Here is a 26,000-nt window from a genome sequence, read left to right as displayed (position 1 = left end):
AATAGTAATTAATAATTTGATCGTTTTTATAAAAATGTAGATTTATCGAAGAGTGATTGGATTTATTAAATGTAAAATCCAATTTTCTATTATGCCAATATGGTGACCTAATGAATATTAGTTTAATCGCAGCAATGGCGGCGGATCAGGTGATTGGTTTGGAAAATAACATGCCATGGGTGTTATCCGGTGATTTAGCCTGGTTTAAGCGTAATACGTTAAATAAGCCAGTTATAATGGGACGTATAACTTATGAATCTATAGGTAAACCTTTACCTCAACGTTTGAATATTATTCTTAGTCATACTCATTCGAGTGATGATAATGGCGTTGTTTGGGTTAACTCAGTTGATGAGGCATTAGCTGCAGCAGGAGAAGCAGAAGAAATAATGATTATAGGCGGGGGAAAAATTTATGAATTATTCTTACCTCTGGCGAATCGTCTTTATTTAACGCATGTAGATGCGGAAGTGATTGGTGATACCTATTTTCCTGTTTATGAGCCTAATGAGTGGGACTCTGTATTTACTGAATACCATGAAGCAGATGATAAAAATTCTCATAATTATTGTTTTGAAATATTAGAACGCCGTTCACAAAGCTAAGAGAGATTCTTGGTGGTAATAAAAAATCGAAGGCTAATACTTCGGTTTTTTATTATTAATTTGAATTAGTGGATGTTAAATATATAAATAAAAATTAAATTTGTATTCTTAATTAAATAATTTAAGTCAAATATTTATAAATAAGGTTCTATTCAAATAGCTTTTATAGCTATTATTTTAGTCATATTAAAACAAAATTAATTAATTTATTACTTATATTCCATTATTTGTTGCATAGCAAAATAAGCATAGTATTAGTTATCTTTTGGTAAATGCAGGCTGGTGAAAATATTTTTTATCTTCCCAGTGTAATAAAGTCAATTTTCCTCCCCAGCAACAACCGGTATCAAGCCCATAAATATCTTCAGGTGTTCCTTTCCCTTCAAGGGAAGCCCAATGACCAAAAATAATGGCATATTCTGGTGGTATTTTTCGCGGCAGATCAAACCAAGGCTTTAAAGGAGGAGGTGTGTTTTCAGGTTTATTTTTCCAGGTCATGTTTAACTGACCGTCAGGAAAGCAATAACGCATACGAGTCAGGACGTTAGTACTAAAGCGTAAACGGGATAACCCTGTTAAATTGGGTGACCAGTTGTTCGGTATATCGCCATACATGGAGTCGATAAATAAAGGATAGCTATCACTACTAAGAATAGCCTCTACTTCTTTGGCACACATCTGTGCTGTTGCTAAATCCCATTGTGGTGTGATCCCAGCATGTGCCATGATGATTTTTTTCTTATTGTCAACTTGTAATAATGGTTGACGTCGTAACCAATTAACTAATTCATCAGCATCAGGCGCTGTCAGTAATTTTTTCAGTTTGTCTTTGGGTTTATTATGGCTAATATTGGCATATACACCGATAAGGTGGAGATCATGATTACCTAGTACCATTCTGACGGATGAGCCTAGTGTTTTAATGTAACGTAAAACTTTGAGTGAATCCGGGCCTCGGGAGACGAGATCACCGGTGAGCCATAAAACATCCTTTTGTGGTTCAAATTTCACTTGTTTGAGAAGTGCTTTAAGTTCACGATAGCAACCGTGAATATCTCCTATAAGATAAGTAGCCATAATTAGTTTATAACTGTTGGGATAGCAAGACGAAAGACTGGGATATCAACATAAAAATTTTTACCATCATTATCTAACATCACATAATGGCCCTCCATGGTTCCCATTGGCGTTTCTATAATAGCACCACTGGTATAACGAAATTCGGCGCTTGGTTGAATGATAGGTTGCTCTCCTACCACGCCCTGTCCTTGTACTTCGGTACGTTTACCATCACTATTGGTAATTAACCAATAGCGACTTATTAGCTGTACCGGCGTGCGGCCTAGATTGCGAATAGAAACCGTATAGGCAAAAACAAATCTGGCTTCTTCCGGTAAAGATTGATTTTCAATATAGACACTTTGAACTTGTATACAGATGTTAGGTTCATTTAGCATAGTGCCCCCAAAGTTTATCACTATTAGCGAGAGGTTTTAGCCAATTTGCTGGCTAACTTGCAATAATTTTCTACTGAAATATTTTCAGCGCGACAATTTGGATCAATACCTAATTGCTCAAAATCTTGCACGCTAAATAAATCACTTAAACTATTACGAATAGTTTTACGTCGTTGATTAAATGCCTGTGTAGTAATACGACTTAATAATTTGACATCACAAATAGGGTAAGGGTTTCGTTGATGAGGAATTAAACGCACGACAGCTGAATCCACTTTTGGCGCAGGTGAAAAAGCCGACGGCGGTACTTCTAAGATAGGGATTATCTGACAATAATATTGTGCCATAACGCTAAGGCGACCATATGCTTTAGTATTCGGTCCTGCGACTAATCGATTTACAACCTCTTTTTGTAGCATAAAATTCATGTCAGCAATAGCATTAGTATATGTAAAAAGATGGAACATTAGCGGAGTTGAAATATTGTAAGGAAGATTACCGAACACTCTAAGGGGTTGACCCTTTTCTTTCGCTATTGCGCCAAAATCAATCGTCATTGCATCGTTTGCTATAATTGTTAGTTTAGTACTTAGCGCAGGGTGTGCAGCTAAACGGGCGGCAAGATCACGATCTAACTCGATTACCGTCATATTCTCTATAAGTGCACTAATAGGTAATGTTAGGGCGCCTAGACCCGGGCCAATTTCAACAATAGCTTGATCAGGCTTTGGGTTAAAAGCAGTAACCATATTGTCAATAATAAATGGGTCAGTTAAAAAATTTTGCCCAAAGCGCTTACGGGCAAAGTGCCCTTGATGGATTCGTTTATTCATTGTTATTTTGTATCATGCTAATAGCTAATTTTAAGGCGGTTATAAAACTGTTAACATCTGCTTGCCCACTTCCTGCTAGCTCGATCGCTGTACCATGGTCAACCGATGTACGAATAAAGGGTAAGCCTAAAGTAATGTTTACCGCGTGGCCAAAACCTTGATATTTTAGCACAGGCAGACCTTGATCGTGATACATAGTTAAAATCACATCAGCTTGGTTCAGATATTTGGGTTGGAATAGAGTATCCGCCGGGAAAGGGCCATAAAGCTGCAATCCTTCATGACGCAATTTCTCGATAACTGGGATGATAGTATCGATTTCCTCATGTCCCATATGTCCGCCTTCGCCGGCATGAGGATTTAATCCACAGATATAGATGGTGGGTGTTTTAATGCCAAATTTAGATTTTAATTCTTCATTTAAAATATAAATAACTTCTTGTAGGCTTTGAAAAGTAATTGCAGCGGGAACCTGTTTGAGAGGTAAATGGGTTGTTGCTAGCGCAACACGCAATGTTTCTGTCGCTAACATCATGACGACTTTTTTTGTTTTACTTCTGTCAGCAAAAAATTCAGTATGCCCGGTAAAGGGAATACCTGCATCATTGATAATTCCTTTATGAACAGGGCCGGTAACTAATGCTGAAAATTCACCAGTCATACAGCCATCGCAGGCGCGGCTAAGTGTTTCTATTACATAAGTGCTATTTCGTTTATTAAGTTGGCCTGCTTTGACCGGCGCAGGTAATTTTATTGGTAACACGGTCAATGTTTTGGCAGCTTGGTTGTTATCCGAAGTTCCTGGCGAATAAATAGTTAATTCTAATTCTAAGCCGAGTTGATCCGCTCGGCTTATTAGCAGGTCTGGATCAGCACAAGCAACTAATCTAACCAGCCAATTTTGTTGAGCGAGTTGGATCAAAAGATCAGGGCCTACCCCGGCCGGTTCACCGGGGGTGAGAACGATAGTATTAGTTTTTTTTTCCATAAAGATTACTGTGCATCGCTATCATTAAAAATTTTTACATAGGCAGATGCGCGTAGTTCTTGCATCCAAATTTGCGCTTCTTCGTTAAATTTACGATTGAATAATAGACGATAGGCATGATCTTTCTGGGCTACATCGGTTTTATCTACTTGGCGAGTATCTTCCAGCTGAATAAGATGCCAGCCAAAAGAGGACTGGATTGGTTGACTTGTTTCACCTTTATTTAAACGCATTAAACCATCACGAAATGCTGGATCATAAACATTGGGCATATTCCAGCCAAGTTCACCGCCACGTAATGCAGAGCCAGGATCTTGTGAATATTTTTTAGCTGCTTCGGCAAAGGTTAGTTGACCCGTTTTAATTTGCTGTGCAATTTGTTGTATTTTTGCATATGCCTGTTCGCTATTCATAATAGGTGAAAATTTAATAAGTATATGGCGAGCTTTCACTTCGGTAACCGAAATCGGCATATTGCCACTTTGTATATCATTAAGTTTTAGGATATGAAAACCGACACTAGAACGTATAGGCCCAATGATATCGCCTTTTTTAGCATGCTGAATTTGTTGAGCAAAAACGGTTGGCAATTCTTCAACTTTACTCCAGCCCATTTGCCCGCCTTTTAAAGCATTAGGATCGGCAGAGTAAGTAATGGCCAGCTTACCAAAATCAGCGCCTTGCTTTAATTGGGCGATAATTTTATTTACCGTAGCCATCGCTGATTGACTTTGTTCATTAGTTGGATTTTCTGGTAATGGGATCAAAATATGGCTTAAGTTAATATTAGCATCTTGGCCAGCTTGTGAATTAAGTTGGGTAGCCAGTGAGTCTACTTCTTGCGGTAGGACGGTTATCCGTCGACGAACCTCATTATTACGTACTTCTGCGATCATCATTTCTCTACGAACATCGCTGCGGTAATTTTGTATATTGATACCATCCATTGACAATCGTTGTTGTAGTTGGCCAACCGTTAATCTATTTTGAGCTGCAATATTGGCGATAGTAGCATCTATTGCTTGATCAGGGATCTGGATCTGCATTTTTTCGGCTATTTGCATAATAATTTTGTCAATGATCAAGCGTTCTAATATTTGGTGACGTAATGCATTTTCATCAGGAATTTGTTGTCCTGCATTTCTGGCGTTTATTCTTACTATATCTAACATATTATCTACGTCACTTTGTAGCACAACGCCATCATTAACAATAGCAGTCACTTTATCCAATGGTTGTGGCGCGGCCAGTGTGGTAGTGCTAACAGTGAACAACAAGCCAATAATCAGTTTTCTCCAATAATTCATAAAGTTCTCATTTTGTTCGATTATATTAAGGTTTGATCCTATTTCAGGTTTCTTCTATTTGATAGTTGAAAATATCAATTTTATTAGAAGGCTCGTTGATAAGGTAAAATACCACTAGCAAGCATATCCTGACTTCCCAAATTATGATTATTATTTAGGCCTCTTAGTTCCACATTGATTGACCAGCGATTATCATAGTCACTATTGAAGTTTTGTTGTTGCCAGCCGACGATTTTACGCTCATAGCCCATATTAATTGACCAGCAGCACGTACTATATTGTAAACCGATTAATCGACTGGCGGGTTGGTTTTCTTTTAGATCATGGTAGTATGAGCCAACAAAACCCCAGCGATCACCTAAAGGCCAACTCACTACCACCCCCATTTGAGAAATTCCTTTTTGAAAGGCTGGTGCGCTTCTAACTGTTGCTTGAATATAATCGCGATCGACAAAGCGGTAATTTAGCTGAATTAAACGATCTGAATCCAGGCGATATTCGGTCACAACATTCCCCATTGTAATATCACCCAGCCGTCTATCATACTGGAGCCCACCACGCAGTCCCCAGTTATCCGTTAAGCGTAAATAAGTATCACCGGCCCATAATAATGAACCGGTATTACTTTTATCTTCAATTGGTAAATTGGAATCTTCAGTTCTGGGCCGCTCAAAATAGTATATTTGTCCGACAGAAAAATTAAAACGTTCGGTTAATTCTTCATCATAAATACGCGTAGTGATACCGGTCGTTAATTGGTTAGCTGAAGCGATACGATCTAAGCCGCTATAAATGCGGTTACGAAATAAACCGTTATAGTCAGCCTGTAGCAAGGATGAATCATAATTATTAATATCACTTTGGTCGTGATAAGGTATATAAAGATATTGCACCCGAGGTTCTAACGTTTGTACATAATTGCTATTTGTCAGCAGGTCACGTTCGAAAACCAGTTTCGCATCAGAAGTTACTGACGGTAAGACGCGAGTAACATGTTTTTTTAGCGTGCCATTAGCCAGTTTGTCAGGGATATCCTGATCATAATAAGTTGCCATTACCCTTACAGTATTGTTAATACTGGCCCAATCATTTGCTAGTGGTAGGTTCAATTCTGGCTCGATATGTAACCGAGTGGCATCAGGATTATTTGCCCCAACACTTGTAATACGCGCTGCTTGGGCATAAGTTTTCAGATCAAATGGCCCCAGATCATATTTATAAAAATTTAGGTCTAATTGTGGTTCAGTTTTGTAAGCTTTACTATTCGGTGAATCGACAAAAACCTGAAACTGTTTATGTGTTAAGGTTGCATTCCAGTTAGGTTGTGCATAACCGACACTGAATTTCTGAGTGGCATAGCCGTCAGTACTATTACCATATTTAGAGGTAAAATCGGTGAAATATTTTGGATCACTGACTTTGGTATAATCGATATTAAAACGCCATACTTGATTGAGTACGCCCGAATGACCCCAATATAGAAGCCAGCGATCATCACTATCACGAGCGGGATACTTGCCACTATTTTTATCTTTAATATAACTGCGGTCGTGTTTTAGCCAATCAACGGCAACGGTACCTGTTCCAGCAATTGTCAGATAACGAAACTCGTTATTCAGTTTTACGCCACGAAAGGTCATAAATTGTGGTGTAATGGTTGCATCGTAGTTAGGTGCAATATTCCAGTAAAAGGGTAGCGCAAAGTCTAAGCCTGAACCTTTAGAATAACTACCATTAGGTAGTAGAAAACCGGATCGACGTTTATTGCCAATCGGTAATTGTAAATAAGGGCTATAAAAAACAGGTACATTAGCAATGCGAAAACGTGCATTCCATATTTCGGCAACCTGTTCTTGGCGGTCTAAAATAACTTCTGAGCCAACAACGCTCCAGCTATCATTACCTGGAAGGCAGGCAGTAAACATGCCTTTTTCTAAAATGGTATAGCGATTTTCTCCGCGTAATTTCATTTTATTTGCGTAGCCGCGACCCTGACGCCCGACCATCAAATAGTCACCTTTTTCGACATCGGTATCTTTATTACTAAGATTTGACCATGCCTTTGGCCCTTTTAGGATGATTTGTGGATCATCATAATGTACATTTCCTGTTGCTACTACCGTACGCAATGGATTTTTACTTGTCGTCTCTGTTTGGGTCAATTTAACTTCATCGGCGGTGAGAGTCTGGTTACCTTGTTGAATATCTACATTACCTTTATACTCGATGAAATGAGGATATTCACCAGCCACATCTTTTGCGGTGATATGGATGGGTAGATCATTGGGATTACCTTTCACGATGGGTTTAGTATATACCGGTACCCCTAGCATACATTGTTCTGTTAGATCAGCATGGGCCTGTTGGCTATGAACAGCTATCCAAATCATGGTAGCAAGTAGTGTCGGGTGACTTTTTTTCATCATTCTGTATGTAGTTCCTTCATCGATATTATCGTGTAGGCAAAAGTTCAACAATTAACGTACTTAACGGCTCTTGTCTGTATAAAACCATCAGCTATATATTCAGGTTATTAGGCACAGAGTAGAATGAGTAGTATGATAATGCAAAATTATACTCAGGGCATTGGGGAATTGAGAAGTTTATGCGGTATTGGGGAAAAATTATTGGTGTTATGTTGGGGATCATGTCTGGCACTCATATTTGGGGTGTTATCATCGGTTTCATTATCGGTCATGCATATGATAAAGCATCAGAACAGCAAAATTTAGAGAAAACAGGCACTAAGCAGAGCCGTCAGGCACTTTTTTTTGTCAGCACATTTCAGATTTTAGGCCATTTAACGAAAGCAAAAGGCCGAGTCACTGAAGTTGATATTCAACTAGCAACAAACCTGATGGATAGAATGCAGTTGCATGGTGATGCCAGAATTTCAGCACAAAATGCATTTAGAGAAGGTAAGGAACAAAATTTTCCTCTAAGACAAACGCTGAAAAAATTACGCCGAGCTTGTTTCGGTCGATTTGATCTTATCCAGATGTTTCTGGAAATTCAAATACAAGCTGCTTTTGCCGATGGCGCTTTACATCCAAATGAGCGAAAAGTACTGTTTATTATTGCTGAAGAGTTAGGCATTTCACATAATCAGTTTGAACAATTCTTACATATGATGGAAGGCGGTCGACGGTTTGAGCATAGTAGTAACTATTCTTATGGTTCCAATCGCTATCGACATACTGCTCAAGGACCAACATTAGCGGATGCTTGTAAGGTATTAGGTGTGCAACCTGATGATGAACAAACCAAAATTAAACGTGCTTATCGTAAATTAATGGCTGAACATCATCCAGATAAATTGGTTGCTAAAGGATTACCACCAGAAATGATGGAAATTGCCAAACAAAAAGCACAATCCATTCAATTAGCTTATGATTTAATTAAAAAAGAGCGTCACTTTAAATAGTATATAATATTAAACGTTAGTTGAATAAGTTTTCCAGCTGTTAAAAATCGGCTTTACACGTGAAGTGGATAGGTGGCCCATAAACTGGGTGCGTAATGTAAAGCGCTTCTGCGTGTAATTGTAAACGTGAAGAGAGAATTAGCGCTGCTTGATGAGCATAGAATCGATCACCAATAATAGGATGACCTAGTGACAGCAAATGAACACGTAGTTGATGTGAGCGACCTGTAATTGGAATAAGTTTAACTCGCGTTGTTTGTTCTTCATAAGCTAACACTTCGTATTTAGTTTGTGCTTGTTTACCGGTTGTAAAGCACACTTTTTGTTTAGGCCGATTAGGCCAATCGCAGATCAGAGGCAGATCAATAAGTCCTTTTTTATTGGTAATATGACCCCAAACCCTTGCTTGATAAATTTTTTGTGGCTCTCTTTCACGGAATTGACGTTTTAACTCTTTTTCCGCGCTTTTATTCAATGCCACGACCATAACTCCGCTGGTTGCCATATCAAGGCGATGAACGGATTCAGCTGTTGGAAAATCCGCCTGAACCCGTGTCATAATACTGTCTTTATGTTCGGCGGCTTTACCAGGTACTGATAACAAACCACTAGGTTTGTTCACCACAATAATATGCTGATCTTGATAAAGAACGTGTAACCAGGGATCGATAGGCGGATTGTAAAACATATCAGTTGCTCCAACGTGGCCAAAAACTTTATTGTTTCTGGCGATAAATAATTACTGATGGGTAACAATCACCAGGCGTATAGAATCTAATCGCCAATTAGCTTGCTCAATATTGAGCAATAATTGTTGGCGTTCATATTCAATAGCGCTTAATTCATCAGGACGAATATTCGGATTGACAGATTTTAATGCCTCTAATCGCGAATACTCTAACGATAATATTTTATCCGCTTGTGTTTTTGCTTCGGCAATCAACATACTTGTTTCTTTTTCTATCATAGCTTTAGAAAGTTGCAGTATGTTATGTACCTCTTTTTGTACGGCATTTACCAGTTTACTACCAGTATGGCGATTCACAGTATTTAGCTGACGATTAAAACTTTCAAATTCTACTTGCTTAGCCAGATCATTACCTTTTAAATCCATTAGAATACGAATTGGCGTTGGCGGTAAAAAGCGAGTGACTTGTAGATTTTTGGGTGCTTGTGCCTCAACAACATAAATTAATTCAGTAAGTAGTGTACCGACTGGTAAGGTTTTATTTTTCAATAAAGACACAGCACAACTGCCAATTTCGCCAGAAAGGATCAAATCCATACCATTACGAATAATCGGGTGTTCCCAGCTAATAAATTCGGTATCTTCTCTAGACAATGCTTGAGTACGATCGAAGGTAATAGTACAACCATCTTGCGGCAAGCCAGGAAAATCAGGTATCAACATATGTTCAGCAGGCGTAAGAACGATCAGATTATCACTGCGATCTTCTTGGTTAATACCAATGATATCGAACAAATTTAATGAAAAATTAATCAAATCAATACTATTATCTTGTTCTGCAATTTGTTTGGCTAAATATTGACCAATTTCGCCACCATTAGAATTCATTTCTAGTAAGCGATCGCGCCCTTGCTCTAATTGGGTTTTGAGTTGGTTATGTTTAGCTCGGCAAGCTTTAATAAAATCGTCAAAGTTATCAAGGACGGTGGGTTTAGCCAAATACTCAACCAGTTGCTGATAATATTGATCATAAATAGCGCGACCAGTTGGACAAGTATACTCAAAGGCATCAAGCCCCTCATGATACCAACGTAGCAAAATAGCTTGGGCAGTATTTTCAAGGTAAGGTACGCTAATTTGGATATCCCGATTTTGACCGATACGATCCAGACGCCCAATTCTTTGCTCAAGCAAATCAGGATTAAAAGGCAAATCAAACATAACTAACTGGTTGGCGAATTGGAAATTACGTCCTTCAGAGCCAATTTCAGAGCATAGTAATACCTGGGCACCTTGTTCTTGGGAGGCAAAATAGGCAGCCGCCCGATCCCGTTCGAGTAATGATAGATTTTCATGAAAAACGGCCGCTTTGATCGCTTCTTTTTCTCTTAGTACCTGTTCCAATTGTAAGGCAGTAGTTGCTTGAGAGCAGATAACTAAAACTTTTTCTTGCCGATGAGTTGTTAAGAAATGCTTTAGCCATTCAACTCGGGGATCAAAATTCCACCAAGTTGCATTTTCACCTTCAAACGTCTGATAGATTTGTTCAGGATAGAGCATCTCCCGCGCACTGATATCAACGGATTTCTTAGCATTCATGATGCCAGCAACTTTAATCGCCGTTTGGTACTGTGGGGGTAAAGGTAATTTAATAGCGTGTAATTCACGCCGAGGAAAGCCTTTAACGCCATTACGGGTATTGCGAAATAGTAAACGGCTCGTTCCATGACGATCCATCAACATGGTAATCAATTCGCGACGTGCTTTTTTACTTTCTTCATTATCACTGTTACTGGCTTTAAGAAGAGGCTCAATATCCTGCTCCTTAATTAATTCTGTTAGTAAATTTTGCTGCTTATTATTTAATTTTTCACCAGAAAGCAGCAAACTAACGGCTTCGGCAACCGGGCTATAATTTTGTTGTTCTTCAATGAAGTGTTGATAGCTATGAAAGCGATTAGGATCCAGTAAACGTAGGCGAGCAAAATGGCTCTCTTGACCCAGCTGTTCAGGGGTAGCGGTTAATAACAGCACTGAAGGAATTTGCTGAGCCAGCGTGTCGATAGCTTGGTATTCGCGGCTAGGCGACTCTTCACTCCATACCAGGTGATGGGCTTCATCAACAACCATCATATCCCAACTGGCTTCTAGCAGATGATTAAACCGTTTTTTATTGCGGCGAACGAAATCAAGAGAACAGATGACCAGCTGCTCTGTTTCAAAAGGATTCTCACTATCGTGTAATGATTCGGTATAACGGCTGTCATCAAACAGCGAAAAACGCAAATTAAAACGACGTAGCATTTCGACTAACCATTGGTGTTGCAAACTTTCAGGTACGATAATCAGTACTCGTTCAATACGTCCAGCAAGTAACTGTTGATGAATGATCATTCCTGCTTCAATAGTTTTGCCTAATCCAACTTCGTCCGCTAATAAAACACGTGGATGGTGGCGTTTACCTACTTCTTGAGCAATATAAAGTTGGTGAGGGATCAAATTGGCACGCATACCTCTTAGTCCACCGGTTTGGTGACCAAATTGTTGGTATTGGAAACGCAAGGCGCGATAGCGTAATGCAAAACGATCCATTCGATCAAGTTGACCGGCAAACAAACGATCTTGTGGTTTATTAAAAGTTAACTTGCTATCAAGAAACACTTCGCGCAGGCTGACGTTTTTTTCATCAGAATCGATACGAGTTCCTGTATAGACAAGTACTCCCTCGTCTTGTTGTACATTGTCAACTCTCAACTGCCAGCCTTCATGGCTGGTGATCAGATCGCCTTCATTAAACATAACGCGTGTAATTGGTGCATTATTTATTGAATAAAGGCGATTTTCTCCACTTGCAGGGAAAAGTACTGTAACCATGCGGCTATCAATAGCTACCACGGTACCTAATCCAAGTTCACTTTCTGTATCGCTTATCCAGCGTTGACCAAGAATAAATGGCATAAATTTTAACTCAGTTTATCCGTATGTTTGAGAAAATTATGGGTTGTTCATTTTGAAGAGAGTAATTATATTAATCATAAAACAATATCTTACTCTCTTTTTGAAAGGACTGTATGTTAATAAATGCGGTGCCAATAGTCACCTATAAAAATGCTTTTTTATAAGATATTATTATTTATTTGTGTTTTAACAGAGAATGTTAAGGTATTAAGCAGATGAAAAAAAGAACAAATCATCATTTTTTATTATTCTGCATCCTACTGTTTTTGTTCATTAATTTATAATTAACTAATATATAAAGAAAATTATATAGATGTTATGGCTAATTTAATATTGATAAAAATAAAGCATAGAAATAAAAATGCTATGTTATTTAAAATTTTTTACTGGAGGATAAATATTTTTATCACACCTATTAAAATTATCTGCTTAATTTCTAAAACCCAACTTAATCTAATAAATATTAGTATAAATAATACATCAATATTAGATTAAGATTGGGTAGTTAATTAACTTTTTTCTATGATTTCTGAAAAAATAACATTAATCATCATTTTTTAAGATTAAATCAAAGCGGAAGCCATCAACTCTTTCGAATTCTAATTCAAATGGTAAGGTATCTGAATTGACTTCAATTTGATTTTCTACAGCATTATATTCAAAGTAAGTAGCAGTGTTAAATTTAACTAAATTATATCTATCATAAATGACGAGATGAGCAACATGTTGCATACCATCATCAAGAATATCACCAACTGTTACAAAATCTTTGTCTGAATCGATATTTGCTGGTTCGTCGATTCCATGTACGCGGATAAAAGCCCGGTAAGGAAAACCATCACCAGTTTTGTTTAAAAAACGAATGGCTAATTGTTCTTTATTATTTGACATATATAACCTCATCTAGTATTTGGTATATTAAAATTTTGCTAATTAGATGCGCATCTATATTTTATATAACACATGAGCTACATTGCTTTAAGTTATATATAAAATCAAATTCAAAATTTAGAATTTTCATTATTAAATTTTATTATTATTTTTTTATTGTTATTAAAAAAATGGATTTTTATATAAAGTATAAAAAATAAATTTTATTTATATAAAAATAAAGGTAATGATATAACATCATGATGAAAATTTTTATAAGATTAATGAAGTTATTATAATGTTTTTAGTCTTCAATTATTAATTCTTAAAAGTATAAAATAAACATGGTTATAGTTAATAATAAATTTAACAAAGTATTTGATATCACTCTTTAATAATTTTTTAGTTATTTAACAAATTAAAATTAGCTTTATTATTTTTGGTTAATTGCTTTCGCATATTAGTCATTTTTATTTTTTTAATCACTAAAAATAATTAGTTAAGTTAGTGATTTTGTAATTAGTGAGCAACAATCTTAGCTTTTTATAATAATATTATATGTAATAAAATTTTTCGTTTAATATATCCATTCATTTAATAAAATTTTGTGCTATTTTAAATAATCTTTTTAAAAAAATGTTTTTTTATCGATATTATATAATAAGTTATTTAATTTTTTGTTAAATTGCTAGAGTGCTATAATCGCTTATATCTATGTTATTCTTGCTAAAAGCGAGATGAAATAATCAATATTAAGATAAAAAATGATGGAAAAAGTTACGCTTAATTTTATTTACTCAATTATTGATTCTTCTATATCATATAAAAAATAAATAATTATTAAATTTTGTTATAATTTGTGATATGTAGGTATTTTGTTTTAAATGTTTATTTTATGCTCTCAATTTATTGAAAAAATAAATTTTTTGTTGATTGATATTTTTAATATTTAAGGGTTTTTTAAATAAAAAACAAAAAATAGATACGTTTTTAATAAAATTGTGAAAACATATATCTTTGTATTAGAAAAAGTAGTCTTAGTATTAATACAACAAATAGTATTATAAAGGTCGAAAAATACCATCCAATTATTTGCCAAAGTGTGAATTAATAATTAATTATTATAAATAATGTCAAAAATGAGATATACCCAGCAGTTTACTTGCGGGTGTTAATCCATTAATTAAACAATCTGGTTGACCATCATAGGCAATTTTTCCATCTGCAATTACGATAGACCGAGTTGCTATTTGGCTAGCATCTTCCAAATTATGGGAAACCATCAGTAAGGTTAATTGGCGTTCATCACACACCTGTTTAAGTAATGTTAACATTTCATTACGTAAAGCTGGATCGAGAGCAGAAAAAGGTTCATCTAACAATAAAATCGGTTTTTGGCGGATCAAACAACGAGCTAACGCAGTACGTTGGCGTTGTCCGCCTGATATTTGTGCAGGCAAACGAGTGATACAATTATTAAGAGAAACTTGTTCTATGATCTGTTTTACTGCGCGATGTTGAGCTCTTTCTAATCTTAAATTTGGTGAAATGCCTAACGCAATATTTTGCCAAACAGTTAAATGAGAAAAGAGGTTATTTTCCTGAAAAAGGATAGAAACTGGCCGCTTGGCGGGTGGTGTAGCAGTATGATTTTGGCTATTTAGCCAAATTTCCACCTGTTTGGGATATTGAAATCCAGCGATCAAATCCAGTAGAGTACTTTTTCCTGCGCCACTAGGGCCTAATATAGCCACCCTTTCAGCTCTATTTACTTGAAAATCAAACTGCATTGTTAGATTTTCATAACAATAGACAAGTTGATCTAATTTAATCATGCTCTTTTCCTGATAAATATTCTAATAAACTGAATAAGCTGAAACAAAGTAATAGCATTAACAACGCGGTAACTGCCGCATCATTATTACGGTAAGAGCCTAATTGTTGATAGAGATAATAAGGTAGGGTACGAAAGTTCTCATTACCAAACAGTGCAATAATACCAAAATCACCTATTGAGAGTATACAGGCAAAAGCGAAGGCTTGTCCTATTGTACGTTTCAAAGCTTTTAATTCAATTAGAGCTAGTCGATTTATGCCTTTGATCTGTAATGAAAGGCATAATAAATTATAGCGTTCAGCTAAGTCATACATCTGATTTTCTAATATTTTTAAGGCATAAGGAATAGCCATTAAAGCATTCGTCAAGATGATTAAACTATAAGGCGAGTAGGTTAAATTAATAGTATTATTTAGCAATAAAAAGAAGCCGGTAGCTAAAACTATGCCTGGCATTGCAAGTATTAATAATCCACTTAATTCGAAAGTTCGATAAAGTAGTGTTGAGCGGCGCAGACGTAATTCACGACTACTCCAAAGCAACATCATAGTAAGAATAATACAAAGTACCCCAGCACTAATAGCGATAAAAATCGAATTAATGGCTGCTTGCCATAAGCCTGGCTGTTGTAACACGTGTAATAGCGTTAAGTTTAAACCATCAACGATAATAGCCAAGAAAGGCGGAATTAAGAAAAATAGGGTCATACTAATCAGTAATGTATCCCACCATTTCTGCCATCGACTATCAGCTGGATTTGTCCACCGCAATTGTCGACTAGCACCGACGGAAAAGACGACATTTAATTTTTGACTTAATAATACTAGCCCTAAACAGCAAAAAAGTTGGATCAGAGCCAGCAAAGCAGCTTTATTGAGATCAAAATCATAACTTAATGATTGATAGATAGCGAGTTCAATGGTGGTTGCAGCAGGCCCCCCGCCAAGCGTCAGTACGGTAGCAAAACTGGCGAAGCACAACATAAAAATCAGAGCTGATGTTGGTAAAATCTGTCGTCTAAGATAAGGCCATTCAACAATCCGAAAATGTTGCCATTGGTTCATGCCGAGTTGTGCGGCAAGCTGACGTTGCTCAACTGCAATATTCTCTAGCGCAAGCAACAGCATCCGCATAGCTAATGGTAAATTAAAAAAGACATGTGCTAATAAAATGCCTTTTAGGCCATAGGGGGTAAATTGGTAATTAATACCTAACCATTGACAAAATTGAGCAATCCATCCCACCCGACCATAGACGGTTAATAAGCCAAAAATGGCCACTAGTACTGGCAATACCAGTGTCATCGAACATAAGCGTAAAAACAGTATCCGACCCGGAAAATGGCGTCGAAAAAGGGCTTTGGCGAGAAATATTGCAGGGATAACGGATAAGACGGTCGATAGTAATGCTTGCCAAAATGTAAAGCCAATGACGTGCCATAAATAGCTGTCATCAATAAATTCTTGCCAGCTTATTTGCGGGGCATGTAACCATAAAGTGCTGAAAGTAACTACCGCAATAGTGATTAATAGGCCGGACACAACTATGCCAGGCCAAAGTGAACTCCCTATTGGTGGCTGACGGCATTTTGCCATAAATTGATCCATTGATTGCGATGTTGAGTAATATCTTCTGCATTAAATTGTAATGATTTTTTTGGCACAGGTATTTGTTGATAAACGTCGGGTAAGGGTATATCAATGACTGGATACATCCAATTGGTTGTCGGCAACGTTTTTTGGAACGTTGGTGATAGCATAAATTGCATGAATTGTTGAGCTAGTTTAGGCTGCTTGCTGGTTGCTAATTGGGCAGCCACTTCAATTTGCAGATAGTGCCCCTCACTAAATAGTGCCGCAGCATAATTATTTTTTTTATCATTTAACAGATGAAAACCTGGTGAAGAGCTATAACTGAGGACAAAATCGCTTTCACCTTTTAAAAACAATCCATATGATTCGCTCCAACCTTTAGTAACGGTTACGGTTTTTTTTGCTATTTTTTGCCAAGCCTGAGCACTGTTTTGCCCATAAATTTTTTGTATCCAAAGTAATAGCCCTAAACCTGGTGTACTGGTACGTGGATCTTGGTAAATAATTTTCCATGGCTGGGGGCCATTAATAAGTTCATCAAGACTTTTAGGCACTTCGGTGATCCGCGTCTTATCATAAATAAAAGCAAAATAACCATAATCGTAAGGGATAAAAATATTGTTATCCCATTTTATAGGTAATTTCAGTTGACTGATGTCAATTTTACTTTCAGTAAATAAGCCCGTTTTTTTTGCTAGATCAATTAAGTTATTATCAAGTCCGAGCACAATATCAGCTGGGCTATTTTTTCCTTCCATTCTAAGGCGATTTAATAACGCAACCCCATCATTTAGGCCAATTAGCTTCAGTTCACAGTGACAGATTTGTTCGAAGGCAGGCTTTATTGTAGGCCCTGGCCCCCAATCTGCGATAAAGGAATCATAAGTGTAAATGGTTAATATAGGTTTTGCCTGGAGAGCGAAAGCTGAACAACAAATTAAACCAATACTAACTATTTTTAGCAGTACATTCTTCAATACTGAGTTCTCCTATATAATTAAATAAAAGTGATGCTCTAGGATCTGAGGAATGGACAGTAATGAAGCTATTTATTGATGAATAAATCATTAGAGTGGCTCAAATCCCTACGCCGATGTTAATCGGATCAGGTTCGACGAGTTTTTCTCAGCCAGCTATTAACAATATTAATCATAGCAGGCACCCCGTTGAGATGGCCTTATTGTAAGATGTTATCTTATAATTGCAAATACTATATTTGATAAAGGCTTACCATATAGAGTAGTATGAAACAATAAGTTATCTTTTAAATTTTTAACGAGGTAGTCAGATGGTTGACAATGATGGCTACCGCCCGAATGTAGGAATTGTAATTTGTAATCGGCAGGGCCAGGTATTATGGGCTCGTCGCTATGGGCAACATTCATGGCAGTTCCCTCAAGGGGGCATTAATCCTGAAGAATCGCCAGAACAGGCAATGTATCGGGAATTATTCGAAGAGGTTGGGTTGGATCGTAAAGATGTTAAAATATTAGCGTCTACCCGGAACTGGTTACGTTACAAATTACCTAAACGTTTGGTGCGTTGGGACACAAAGCCAGTTTGTATAGGGCAAAAGCAACGTTGGTTTTTGTTACAATTGGTTTGTAATGAACATAATATTAATGTGCAAACAAGTAAAACGCCTGAATTTGATAGTTGGCGTTGGGTGAGTTATTGGTATCCTGTGCGTCAGGTTGTTTCTTTTAAACGCGATGTTTATCGGCGTGTTATGAAAGAATTTGCTCCGATGGTTATGTCACTGCAAAATAGTACAATGACATCAAATAAAAGCCATACCTATAGGCGTAAATGTGGCTAAATAAATTTAGCGAAAGAAAGTAGGTTTATGTTTATTTTAATAGCCAACTTTTGTCGTTTTGAAAGCGAAGTGAGAGTAGCGAAAGCTACTCTTGTTTATTTTTTGGAAAATTTACTAGCCAAAGTATGCATTAGATAGATTTGTTGATGAATTTAATCAATAAAATACTATTAGATTTTAAACCGCATGCAGTCATGCAATTCTATCAAGCTCTATAAAACTAAAGAGTGGAGACGATGAATAATAGTTATATTGTGTTTCCTAATATTGATCCTGTTATATTCTCGATTGGTCCAGTAGCCCTTCATTGGTATGGTTTGATGTATTTGGTGGGATTTGTTTTCGCTCTATGGTTGGCAAAACAGAGAGCCGGAAAAGCAAATAGTGGCTGGACCAAAAACGAAGTTGAAAATCTGCTCTATATTGGTTTCTTAGGTGTCTTTATCGGTGGACGTTTAGGCTATGTTTTATTTTATAATTTGCCGGCCTTCCTGAGCAATCCTTTGTATCTATTTAAAGTTTGGGACGGAGGAATGTCTTTTCATGGTGGGTTAATTGGTGTGATATGCGCTATGTGGTGGTATGCACGCAGAACTCATCGCCATTTTTTTCAAGTTGCCGATTTTGTTGCCCCATTAATCCCATTTGGATTAGGTATGGGACGTATTGGTAATTTTATTAATGGTGAACTTTGGGGACGTGTAACATTAGATACACCATGGGCAATGTTATTCCCAGGCTCACGAGCAGAAGACATTCAGATTGTTAGTCAAGACCCTTCTTTATTACCGATTTTAGAGCAGTATGGCGTATTACCACGACACCCTTCCCAACTTTATGAGATGTTTTTTGAAGGGATCATTTTATTTATTATTTTGAATTTGTTTATTCGTAAACCACGCCCAATGGGTAGTGTTTCAGGATTGTTTTTGATTGGTTATGGGGCTTTCCGTATTTTTGTTGAATTTTTCCGTCAGCCGGATGCGCAGTTGGGGCTATTTGGTGGTGTAAGTATGGGACAAATTTTGTCAGTCCCTATGATCATTATTGGTATTTTAATGATGATCTGGGCCTATAAGAAAGATAGCCATTGTACGGACTATTCCATTACTAGCAAGGCAGAAAAGAGTAAGTAGCAGAAAATTTTAATACAGTGTTTTTATTTATAGTATTAAATAATAGATTCTAAGCGAGTAATAATAATGAAACAATATCTGGATTTATGTCAGCGTATTATTGATAAAGGTCAGTGGGTAGCAAATAAACGCACAGGAGTTCGGTGTTTAACGGTTATCAATGCTGATCTTGAATATGATGTCGCAAATAACCAGTTTCCTTTAATTACGACTCGCAAAAGTTTTTATAAAGCGGCTATTGCTGAATTATTAGGTTATCTAAGAGGTTATTCTAACGCTGCACAATTTCGTGATATTGGCTGTAATACATGGAATGCCAATGCGAATGAAAATCAGGCATGGCTCAATAATCCGAACCGTAAAGGTGAAGATGACATGGGACGAGTTTATGGTGTTCAGGGGCGTTCATGGCAACGGCCTAATGGTACTTATTTAGATCAGCTGCAAAAAGTTATTAGCAACCTTTCGGTAGGAGTAGATGATCGTGCCGAGATAATTACTTTTTACAATCCGGGTGAGTTTGAATTAGGTTGTTTACGTCCTTGCATGCATACGCACACTTTTTCTCTGCTAGCTGATACGCTTTATTTAACTTCATATCAACGTAGTTGTGATGTTCCTTTGGGACTAAACTTTAATCAAATTCAATGTTTTGTTTTACTGGCACTGGTTGCTCAGATCACGGGTCACAAACCAGGTAAGGCTTACCATAAGATAGTGAATGCTCACATTTATGAAAATCAACTTTCGATTATGCGTGATATCCAGTTGAAGCGTACTCCTTATTCTTTGCCGCAACTACGTATTAATCCTAATATTAAAACATTAAAAGATATTGAAACCTGGGTGACTAGTGATGATTTTGAAGTAATTGGCTACCAATATCATGATGCAATTAAATATCCATTTACGGTATGACATTTTTTATGGGTTGCTTTGATCATTAACATCAACAAGGTGACTACCATCTTATTTGCTGTTTTTAATTAATATTATGGTTTAATTAATAAATAGCTACTAAAAACATTAAAATCTGGGAGGCGTTTCTATCTTTGCTCCCCAGTTTTTTGTAATACCAATTTTTTAATAGATCTGTTTCCCTTCTATCTTATTTGATCATTTATTTTTTTATCCTAAATACATAACAATAGTTTGCATTAATTGTGCTACATATGGCAAAAATATATGCGCCAACAAGGGTTCACTCTGCTTGAAATTATGATTGCGATTGCCATAGCAGCCTTGATTGTTGTTGTTAGCATTAAGGGGTGGCGAAATTATCAACAAAAAATACATTTAATTGTTGTTACGCAAAAAGTTGCTGCTTTTATTGCCCGTCATCAAATGCAGGCGGCTTATTTGAATCAAGAGAGGCAATTGATAGTTCAAACGGATAAAACTTCAAATTGGATGCTGATAGTTGCAATTAAAGGTAAAAAAGATACCCAGCAAAGTACAGAGATGAAGTGGATTAATAGGCATAATGAAGTAGTGTTGCATAATTACAGTCGAATATCGACCTTGTTGCTAGGTAAAAGAGGAACGGCATTACCGACAACTTTACGTTTTAGCAATCAATCAGCAGAGATCTCGATCATTATTTCGGGTTTGGGACGAGTGCGTTTATGTAGTAATCAAAGGCTGGGGGGAATAGCTAAATGCTAAATAAACACATTTCTTTTAATTGTAAGCAACAAGGTTTTTCTCTGATAGAAGTCCTAATCAGCTTAGTAATAAGTAGTATTGTTTTTCTCGCTATCATAACGCTATATCCATTACTGACGCAGCAAATCAATCGATTATATCAAGCTTATCATCTTGATATTGTGGCGAGACAATTCTTATTAATGTTGGAAAAAGATGTTCGACGTTCAGGTTATTGTTTTGGTAATTGTGTCGGAGTGGCATTGAAAATTAGTGAAAAACGAGGCGAGGCAAAGCATTCCTGTATTCATCTTATTTACGATTACAATTTAGATGGCAAATGGCAAAAAGCAACAGATGAGACTTCTGATTTCTTTATCTATCGTATTCATCGAGGTAAGCTGGAAATACACCGTAGCGGAGTAGATTGTGAAGGGCAAGGATGGATAAACCTATTTGATCCCAAACAGATAATAGTTTCACAATTTGCTTTAAAAGAGGTGATCATGGATGAAAAACGTTTTTTAGCTGTATTTTTAAGTCTATCTCCGCGAGCATATCCAGATCTATTAAGGGAATACCAACTAAAAATTTATTTAAGAAATCAATCGATATGAAACAGATAAATTGGTTTTTTCCTCACAAATTTGAACAGCAAGGGAGCGTTTTATTAATGGCAATAATAATGCTTATTTCTATGAGTTTATTAATGTTAAAAGCGTTGCATCATCATCAGAATAATATATTGCAGATGTTGGAAAGTGAACGAAGTTATTGGCTCTTTTTTGAGCAAGCTGAGTCTGCATTGGCTTGGGGAAAATATCAACCTTGGGTTATGACTAAGGAAAAAAATACCTCATGGTCTTGTCTGCAACCGTTAGGCGCTAATTTTAAAAGTTGTTTGCGTTACTATAAAAATGATTATTATCTATTAGCTGGCCATGCTTATTTTGAGGGTAAAGCTATATTTACACTTTATCAATGGCTTAAGAAAGATAAAAATGCCATATCTGGTTTTGTTCCTCTAAAACAGGGATGGTTGGATTTTTGTCCAGTTAAAAGAGTGGAATTTTGTCAATGAAAAATTCTAAGCCTAACAGGCAATCTGGAATGGCAATAACCGAAGTTATGGTAGCTATAGCCTTATTTGCTATTTCAGCTATCGCATTAATAAAATATGTTCATAATCTAATGGCTGGATTTTCTCTCGCATGGCAAAAAACACAGCAATTTCGCATGATGCACACTTTTTTTGAAAGTGGAGAAGCGATGCTAGGCATTGACTCTATTAGTGCCGATATAACAAATAATATGCCTAAAAATATTGATTTATCATATCGTTACGTGAACATTACAGATAATTGTAAGCAGATATTAGTTACATTTAAGATGCCTTATAACCAATTAACTGCTGCATCAAGGTGGTACTGTTCGTCAGGAAAAGATTATGCTACAAATTTATCATTCTAATCAATTAGATATTCACAAAGAGCTTATTTCTAGTTTGATCAAAAATAATCCCTTGACCCAGCCGTTTGAGCAAGAAATTATTTTGGTTCAAAGTCCAGGTATGTCGCAATGGCTACAAATAGAGCTTGCGCAAAGCTTGGGAATTGCCGCTAACATTTCTTTTCCGCTACCGGCAACTTTTATTTGGGACATGTTTACTCGGGTTTTATCTGATATCCCATCAGAGAGTGCTTTTACCAAAAAGGCAATGACTTGGAAATTAATGACAATTTTACCTTCCTTGCTACAAGAACCTGAATTCAAGCCTCTTAGACAATATCTTAATGAGGATATGGGTAAACGTAAGTTGTATCAGTTATCAGCTCGGATTGCGGATCTGTTTGACCAATATTTAGTTTACCGTCCCCAATGGTTAGAAAGCTGGCGTAAAAAACAACTAATTGAGGGCTTAAGTGATAATCAGCAATGGCAAAAACGTCTTTGGTTAGCGTTGACAGAGTATACGGAAAAGCTTAATCAATCTAAATGGCATCGGGCAAATCTCTATCAACAATTTATACAAAGTTTGCATGCTAATCTGCCTTCACATATTAGGTTGCCGAAACGTGTATTTATCTGTGGTATCGCCGCATTACCTCCGGTTTATTTGCAGGCATTAAATGCCCTTGGCCAGCATATTGATATTCATTTAATGTTTACTAATCCATGTCGTTATTATTGGGGAGATATTCAGAGCTATGCTTCTTTGGCAAAACTTGAACGACGCAAGTTAAAAAATTATCGAAATAACCATGAAATTGCGCGTTTCAAGGGAGAAAGTTCGCCTGATACGTTATTTAATCAACAAGGTGAACAATTTCTAACTAATCCGCTATTAGCTTCTTGGGGTAAATTAGGCCGTGACAACCTCTATTTTCTGTCTCAGTTGGAGCTATCTAATAAAGTTGCTGCCTTTGTAGATTTACCACGTGATTGTTTGTTGCACCAAGTGCAGCGAGATATTTTAGATTTAGAAGATCATGCGCAACTTGGTTTAACCGAAGCGAGTTATAATAATAGTCTTTCAAAAAGACAATTAAGCAAACAAGATAAATCATTGACATTTCATTCATGCCATAGCCCACAACGTGAAATTGAAGTATTGCAAGATTATTTATTGGGCCTCTTTGAAGACGATCCAAATCTAACACCCAAAGATATAATTGTAATGGTGGCAGATATTGATAGTTACGCACCTTATATCCAAGCGGTGTTTAGTCATGTGTCCCCTGAACGTCGGTTACCTTTTTCTATTTCAGATAGAAAAGCCAGGCAGGTACATCCTATTTTGCAAGCTTTTATTTCGTTACTTGATTTACCCCAAAGTCGTTTTACCACAGAACAAGTATTAGCTTTATTAGAAGTGCCAGCACTGGCTCGTCGATTTTCTATTTACGATGATGAATTACTTTTATTGCGACGGTGGATTAACGAATCAGGTATCCGTTGGGGACTTGATGATGAAAACATTGCAATGCTGGAATTACCAGCAACAGGGCAAAATACCTGGGCTTTTGGTTTAAATAGAATGTTGCTTGGTTATGTGATGGATAGTCATGTAGGGACTTGGAATAAAATTTTGCCTTATGATGAATGCACAGGGTTATCTGCGAAATTAGCTGGGCAGCTTGCCGCATTTATTGATTCATTGGCTAGTTGGAGAAGTAAACTTAATCAGGAAAGAAAATTGTCAGAATGGTTGCCATTATGTCAATGCCTGTTAGATGCTTTTTTTGAGACTGATGAACAAATTGAAGCGATATTCATATTTATGCTCCAGCAATGGCAAAAAACGATTGAGACTGGAATAGTGGCAAAATATGAAGAAATAGTTCCTCTATCGCTTATTCGTGATGAATTAGCAACCTGTTTTGATGATGAAAAGATCAGTCAACGTTTTCTTGCAGGGGCAATTAATTTTTGTACTCTAATGCCTATGCGTTCTATTCCTTTTAAGGTTGTGTGTTTATTAGGTATGAACGACAGGATATATCCACGATCAATACCTCCACTGGGTTTTGATTTAATGGCTGAGCAGCCACAACGTGGTGACAGAAAGCGTCGGGATGATGATCGCTATCTATTTTTGGAAGCTTTAAATTCCGCTTCTCAACTATTTTATGTTAGCTATATTGGGCATGCTATACGTGACAATCAAGCACATAATTCTTCGGTGCTAGTAAATGAATTACTTGATTATATTAGCCAAAGTTTTTGTTTAGAGGGTGATGAACATTTAAATATTGATCTTAGTGCTGATAGAGTAAAAGAACATATAGTGATTAAACATACGCGAGTACCTTTTGCGACAGAGAATTATTTGCCTAATAGCATTCATCAGAGTTATGCCAGTGAATGGTTATCAGCAGCCAGAAAACAAGGTAATCCACGGCCTGAATTCTGTACTCCGTTAATGCCAATGATAGAACATGACAATGAAATATTATTAGAGCAGTTACTCTCTTTTTATCGACACCCGATCCGGGCTTTTTTTCAACAAAGGTTAAAAGTTAATTTTTTTATTGAAGAAGTACAATTACCGGAGGATGAGCCTTTTATTGTAAATAATTTACAACGATATAAATATAATGAACGCTTACTTAAGGCGATGATTTATGAAGAGTCACTGGAGGAGCTGTTAACGACTTTGCGTGCAACGGGTGGATTACCGGCAGAATATTTTGGTCAAATTTATTGGGAAAAACAGATCCAAGATATGCAGCCATTAGCTGATAAAGTAAAGATAAATTGTCATGAATATTTTAATAAACTATTCATCGAACCTTTTGAGAATATTTGTTTGGCTGGACAATTACGAAATATTCAGCAAAACGGTATTATTCGTTATCGTCCTGCAAATTTAACGATTAATGATGGTTTATCTCTATGGATAGAACATTTAATTTTTTGTTTAACCGTTAGATCTGGTGAAAGTTACTATTGGGGAAGAGATAATAGTGAATGGTGTTTTGAGTCAGTGGACAAATATCAGGCGAAAGTATATTTACAACAGCTCATTAATGGTTATCAAGAGGGGATGAATTCGCCATTACCACTTTTTAATAAAAGTGGCTGGAATTGGTTAATGTCATGCTATAACAAAAAAAGTGAACAATTTGATTTTGAGTCTGAGGCTGTTTTGCAAAAAGCAAAAATGCAGCTTATCCACTCCTTACAAGGTACCTATAATCAGCCAGGTGAAATGGAAGATAGCTATATTGGTCGTGCTTTCAGTAAAATAGATAGTAATTTGCTTGAAACAATACAAAAAAAGGCACGTACTTATTTATTGCCAATGGCAATCTATAGAAAAAATAAAAAGAGGATGTAATA

Annotated in this window: 22 protein-coding genes and 1 riboswitch; of the genes, 10 read left to right on the top strand and 12 right to left on the bottom strand. The window is 36.6% G+C overall.

Going from position 1 to position 26,000, the window contains the following annotated elements; genetic code table 11:
• Window positions 1-110 precede the first annotated feature (110 nt).
• Window positions 111-605 carry a type 3 dihydrofolate reductase gene (gene folA / locus WH390_RS09645; RefSeq protein ID WP_032114533.1) on the top strand — a complete coding sequence of 165 codons (495 nt, stop codon included), beginning with the start codon at window positions 111-113 and terminating at the stop codon, window positions 603-605.
• A gap of 258 nt (window positions 606-863) precedes the next feature.
• Here the strand turns inward: folA and apaH are convergent, their stop codons facing one another.
• The 6 genes from apaH to lptD all read right to left on the bottom strand — a co-directional run bounded on the left by apaH (window position 864) and on the right by lptD (window position 7,613).
• On the bottom strand, window positions 864-1,682 hold the full coding sequence (gene apaH / locus WH390_RS09640) for a bis(5'-nucleosyl)-tetraphosphatase (symmetrical) ApaH (protein WP_032114534.1): 819 nt from the start codon (window positions 1,680-1,682) through the stop codon (window positions 864-866).
• A gap of 2 nt (window positions 1,683-1,684) precedes the next feature.
• Window positions 1,685-2,062, bottom strand: a complete 378-nt coding sequence (gene apaG, locus WH390_RS09635; RefSeq protein ID WP_032114535.1) for a Co2+/Mg2+ efflux protein ApaG — start codon at window positions 2,060-2,062, stop codon at window positions 1,685-1,687.
• 23 nt (window positions 2,063-2,085) lie between these two features.
• Window positions 2,086-2,895, bottom strand: a complete 810-nt coding sequence (gene rsmA, locus WH390_RS09630; protein ID WP_032114536.1) for a 16S rRNA (adenine(1518)-N(6)/adenine(1519)-N(6))-dimethyltransferase RsmA — start codon at window positions 2,893-2,895, stop codon at window positions 2,086-2,088.
• Window positions 2,888-3,883, bottom strand: a complete 996-nt coding sequence (gene pdxA / locus WH390_RS09625) for a 4-hydroxythreonine-4-phosphate dehydrogenase PdxA (protein ID WP_032114537.1) — start codon at window positions 3,881-3,883, stop codon at window positions 2,888-2,890. Before pdxA ends, rsmA begins: the two co-directional genes overlap by 8 nt.
• A 5-nt stretch (window positions 3,884-3,888) precedes the next feature.
• The gene (surA, locus tag WH390_RS09620; protein WP_032114538.1) at window positions 3,889-5,190 is read right to left on the bottom strand and encodes a peptidylprolyl isomerase SurA; all 1,302 of its coding nucleotides are present in this window, start codon (window positions 5,188-5,190) and stop codon (window positions 3,889-3,891) included.
• 83 nt (window positions 5,191-5,273) lie between these two features.
• Window positions 5,274-7,613 carry an LPS assembly protein LptD gene (gene lptD, locus WH390_RS09615; RefSeq protein ID WP_032114605.1) on the bottom strand — a complete coding sequence of 780 codons (2,340 nt, stop codon included), beginning with the start codon at window positions 7,611-7,613 and terminating at the stop codon, window positions 5,274-5,276.
• A 182-nt stretch (window positions 7,614-7,795) separates the two neighbouring features.
• On the opposite strand from lptD, the gene djlA reads away from it, so the two are divergent.
• Window positions 7,796-8,614: a co-chaperone DjlA gene (djlA, locus tag WH390_RS09610; RefSeq protein ID WP_032114539.1), complete on the top strand. Its 819-nt coding sequence runs from the start codon at window positions 7,796-7,798 to the stop codon at window positions 8,612-8,614.
• Between the two features lie 40 nt (window positions 8,615-8,654).
• On the opposite strand, the gene rluA is transcribed toward djlA, so the two are convergent.
• From rluA to thiB, 6 genes are all read right to left on the bottom strand, one after another.
• Window positions 8,655-9,302 carry a bifunctional tRNA pseudouridine(32) synthase/23S rRNA pseudouridine(746) synthase RluA gene (rluA, locus tag WH390_RS09605; RefSeq protein ID WP_032114540.1) on the bottom strand — a complete coding sequence of 216 codons (648 nt, stop codon included), beginning with the start codon at window positions 9,300-9,302 and terminating at the stop codon, window positions 8,655-8,657.
• A gap of 51 nt (window positions 9,303-9,353) precedes the next feature.
• On the bottom strand, window positions 9,354-12,260 hold the full coding sequence (gene rapA / locus WH390_RS09600) for an RNA polymerase-associated protein RapA (RefSeq protein WP_032114541.1): 2,907 nt from the start codon (window positions 12,258-12,260) through the stop codon (window positions 9,354-9,356).
• A gap of 543 nt (window positions 12,261-12,803) precedes the next feature.
• A complete protein-coding gene (locus tag WH390_RS09595; protein WP_032114542.1) occupies window positions 12,804-13,151 on the bottom strand; it encodes a hypothetical protein in 348 nt (115 codons plus the stop codon).
• Window positions 13,152-14,263: 1,112 nt separating this feature from the next.
• Entirely contained in the window at window positions 14,264-14,965 is a 702-nt protein-coding gene (gene thiQ, locus WH390_RS09590) for a thiamine ABC transporter ATP-binding protein ThiQ (RefSeq protein WP_032114543.1), read from the bottom strand.
• Entirely contained in the window at window positions 14,958-16,562 is a 1,605-nt protein-coding gene (thiP, locus tag WH390_RS09585) for a thiamine/thiamine pyrophosphate ABC transporter permease ThiP (RefSeq protein WP_032114606.1), read from the bottom strand. Before thiP ends, thiQ begins: the two co-directional genes overlap by 8 nt.
• Window positions 16,535-17,524 (bottom strand): thiamine ABC transporter substrate binding subunit, encoded by a 990-nt coding sequence (gene thiB, locus WH390_RS09580; protein WP_032114607.1) that lies wholly within the window; start codon window positions 17,522-17,524, stop codon window positions 16,535-16,537. Before thiB ends, thiP begins: the two co-directional genes overlap by 28 nt.
• A gap of 99 nt (window positions 17,525-17,623) precedes the next feature.
• Window positions 17,624-17,735: riboswitch (TPP riboswitch) on the bottom strand.
• 112 nt (window positions 17,736-17,847) lie between these two features.
• Here thiB and rppH point away from each other — a divergent pair.
• The 8 genes from rppH (at window position 17,848) to recC (ending at window position 25,998) form a co-directional block, all read left to right on the top strand.
• Window positions 17,848-18,378 carry an RNA pyrophosphohydrolase gene (gene rppH / locus WH390_RS09575; protein ID WP_032114544.1) on the top strand — a complete coding sequence of 177 codons (531 nt, stop codon included), beginning with the start codon at window positions 17,848-17,850 and terminating at the stop codon, window positions 18,376-18,378.
• Window positions 18,379-18,614: 236 nt separating this feature from the next.
• A complete protein-coding gene (gene lgt / locus WH390_RS09570) occupies window positions 18,615-19,514 on the top strand; it encodes a prolipoprotein diacylglyceryl transferase (RefSeq protein ID WP_032114545.1) in 900 nt (299 codons plus the stop codon).
• 66 nt (window positions 19,515-19,580) lie between these two features.
• Window positions 19,581-20,432: a thymidylate synthase gene (locus WH390_RS09565; protein ID WP_032114546.1), complete on the top strand. Its 852-nt coding sequence runs from the start codon at window positions 19,581-19,583 to the stop codon at window positions 20,430-20,432.
• Window positions 20,433-20,699: 267 nt separating this feature from the next.
• Window positions 20,700-21,179 (top strand): prepilin-type N-terminal cleavage/methylation domain-containing protein, encoded by a 480-nt coding sequence (locus WH390_RS09560; RefSeq protein ID WP_032114547.1) that lies wholly within the window; start codon window positions 20,700-20,702, stop codon window positions 21,177-21,179.
• Window positions 21,173-21,775, top strand: coding sequence for a prepilin peptidase-dependent protein (locus WH390_RS09555; protein WP_032114548.1), 603 nt, complete (start codon window positions 21,173-21,175; stop codon window positions 21,773-21,775). Before WH390_RS09560 ends, WH390_RS09555 begins: the two co-directional genes overlap by 7 nt.
• Window positions 21,772-22,239, top strand: coding sequence for a YgdB family protein (locus WH390_RS09550; protein ID WP_032114549.1), 468 nt, complete (start codon window positions 21,772-21,774; stop codon window positions 22,237-22,239). Before WH390_RS09555 ends, WH390_RS09550 begins: the two co-directional genes overlap by 4 nt.
• Window positions 22,236-22,628, top strand: coding sequence for a prepilin-type N-terminal cleavage/methylation domain-containing protein (locus WH390_RS09545; protein WP_032114550.1), 393 nt, complete (start codon window positions 22,236-22,238; stop codon window positions 22,626-22,628). The genes WH390_RS09550 and WH390_RS09545 overlap by 4 nt, the downstream gene beginning before the upstream one ends.
• Complete coding sequence (recC, locus tag WH390_RS09540; protein ID WP_032114551.1) at window positions 22,606-25,998, top strand: exodeoxyribonuclease V subunit gamma; 3,393 nt, start codon at window positions 22,606-22,608, stop codon at window positions 25,996-25,998. Before WH390_RS09545 ends, recC begins: the two co-directional genes overlap by 23 nt.
• Window positions 25,999-26,000 lie beyond the last annotated feature (2 nt).

The organism is Candidatus Arsenophonus nilaparvatae (assembly GCF_045346035.1).
Lineage (GTDB): Bacteria > Pseudomonadota > Gammaproteobacteria > Enterobacterales > Enterobacteriaceae > Arsenophonus > Arsenophonus nilaparvatae.
Note: the sequence above shows the minus strand (reverse complement) of the source record. Positions and strands in the feature narration are given on the sequence as shown.

Coding starts and splice junctions, on each gene's coding strand:
- folA (WP_032114533.1), top strand. CDS start 111: ATGAATATTAGTTTAATCGCAGCAATGGCGGCGGATCAGGTGATTGGT.
- apaH (WP_032114534.1), bottom strand. CDS start 1,682: ATGGCTACTTATCTTATAGGAGATATTCACGGTTGCTATCGTGAACTT.
- apaG (WP_032114535.1), bottom strand. CDS start 2,062: ATGCTAAATGAACCTAACATCTGTATACAAGTTCAAAGTGTCTATATT.
- rsmA (WP_032114536.1), bottom strand. CDS start 2,895: ATGAATAAACGAATCCATCAAGGGCACTTTGCCCGTAAGCGCTTTGGG.
- pdxA (WP_032114537.1), bottom strand. CDS start 3,883: ATGGAAAAAAAAACTAATACTATCGTTCTCACCCCCGGTGAACCGGCC.
- surA (WP_032114538.1), bottom strand. CDS start 5,190: ATGAATTATTGGAGAAAACTGATTATTGGCTTGTTGTTCACTGTTAGC.
- lptD (WP_032114605.1), bottom strand. CDS start 7,613: ATGAAAAAAAGTCACCCGACACTACTTGCTACCATGATTTGGATAGCT.
- djlA (WP_032114539.1), top strand. CDS start 7,796: ATGCGGTATTGGGGAAAAATTATTGGTGTTATGTTGGGGATCATGTCT.
- rluA (WP_032114540.1), bottom strand. CDS start 9,302: ATGTTTTACAATCCGCCTATCGATCCCTGGTTACACGTTCTTTATCAA.
- rapA (WP_032114541.1), bottom strand. CDS start 12,260: ATGCCATTTATTCTTGGTCAACGCTGGATAAGCGATACAGAAAGTGAA.
- WH390_RS09595 (WP_032114542.1), bottom strand. CDS start 13,151: ATGTCAAATAATAAAGAACAATTAGCCATTCGTTTTTTAAACAAAACT.
- thiQ (WP_032114543.1), bottom strand. CDS start 14,965: ATGATTAAATTAGATCAACTTGTCTATTGTTATGAAAATCTAACAATG.
- thiP (WP_032114606.1), bottom strand. CDS start 16,562: ATGGCAAAATGCCGTCAGCCACCAATAGGGAGTTCACTTTGGCCTGGC.
- rppH (WP_032114544.1), top strand. CDS start 17,848: ATGGTTGACAATGATGGCTACCGCCCGAATGTAGGAATTGTAATTTGT.
- lgt (WP_032114545.1), top strand. CDS start 18,615: ATGAATAATAGTTATATTGTGTTTCCTAATATTGATCCTGTTATATTC.
- WH390_RS09565 (WP_032114546.1), top strand. CDS start 19,581: ATGAAACAATATCTGGATTTATGTCAGCGTATTATTGATAAAGGTCAG.
- WH390_RS09560 (WP_032114547.1), top strand. CDS start 20,700: ATGCGCCAACAAGGGTTCACTCTGCTTGAAATTATGATTGCGATTGCC.
- WH390_RS09555 (WP_032114548.1), top strand. CDS start 21,173: ATGCTAAATAAACACATTTCTTTTAATTGTAAGCAACAAGGTTTTTCT.
- WH390_RS09550 (WP_032114549.1), top strand. CDS start 21,772: ATGAAACAGATAAATTGGTTTTTTCCTCACAAATTTGAACAGCAAGGG.
- WH390_RS09545 (WP_032114550.1), top strand. CDS start 22,236: ATGAAAAATTCTAAGCCTAACAGGCAATCTGGAATGGCAATAACCGAA.
- recC (WP_032114551.1), top strand. CDS start 22,606: ATGCTACAAATTTATCATTCTAATCAATTAGATATTCACAAAGAGCTT.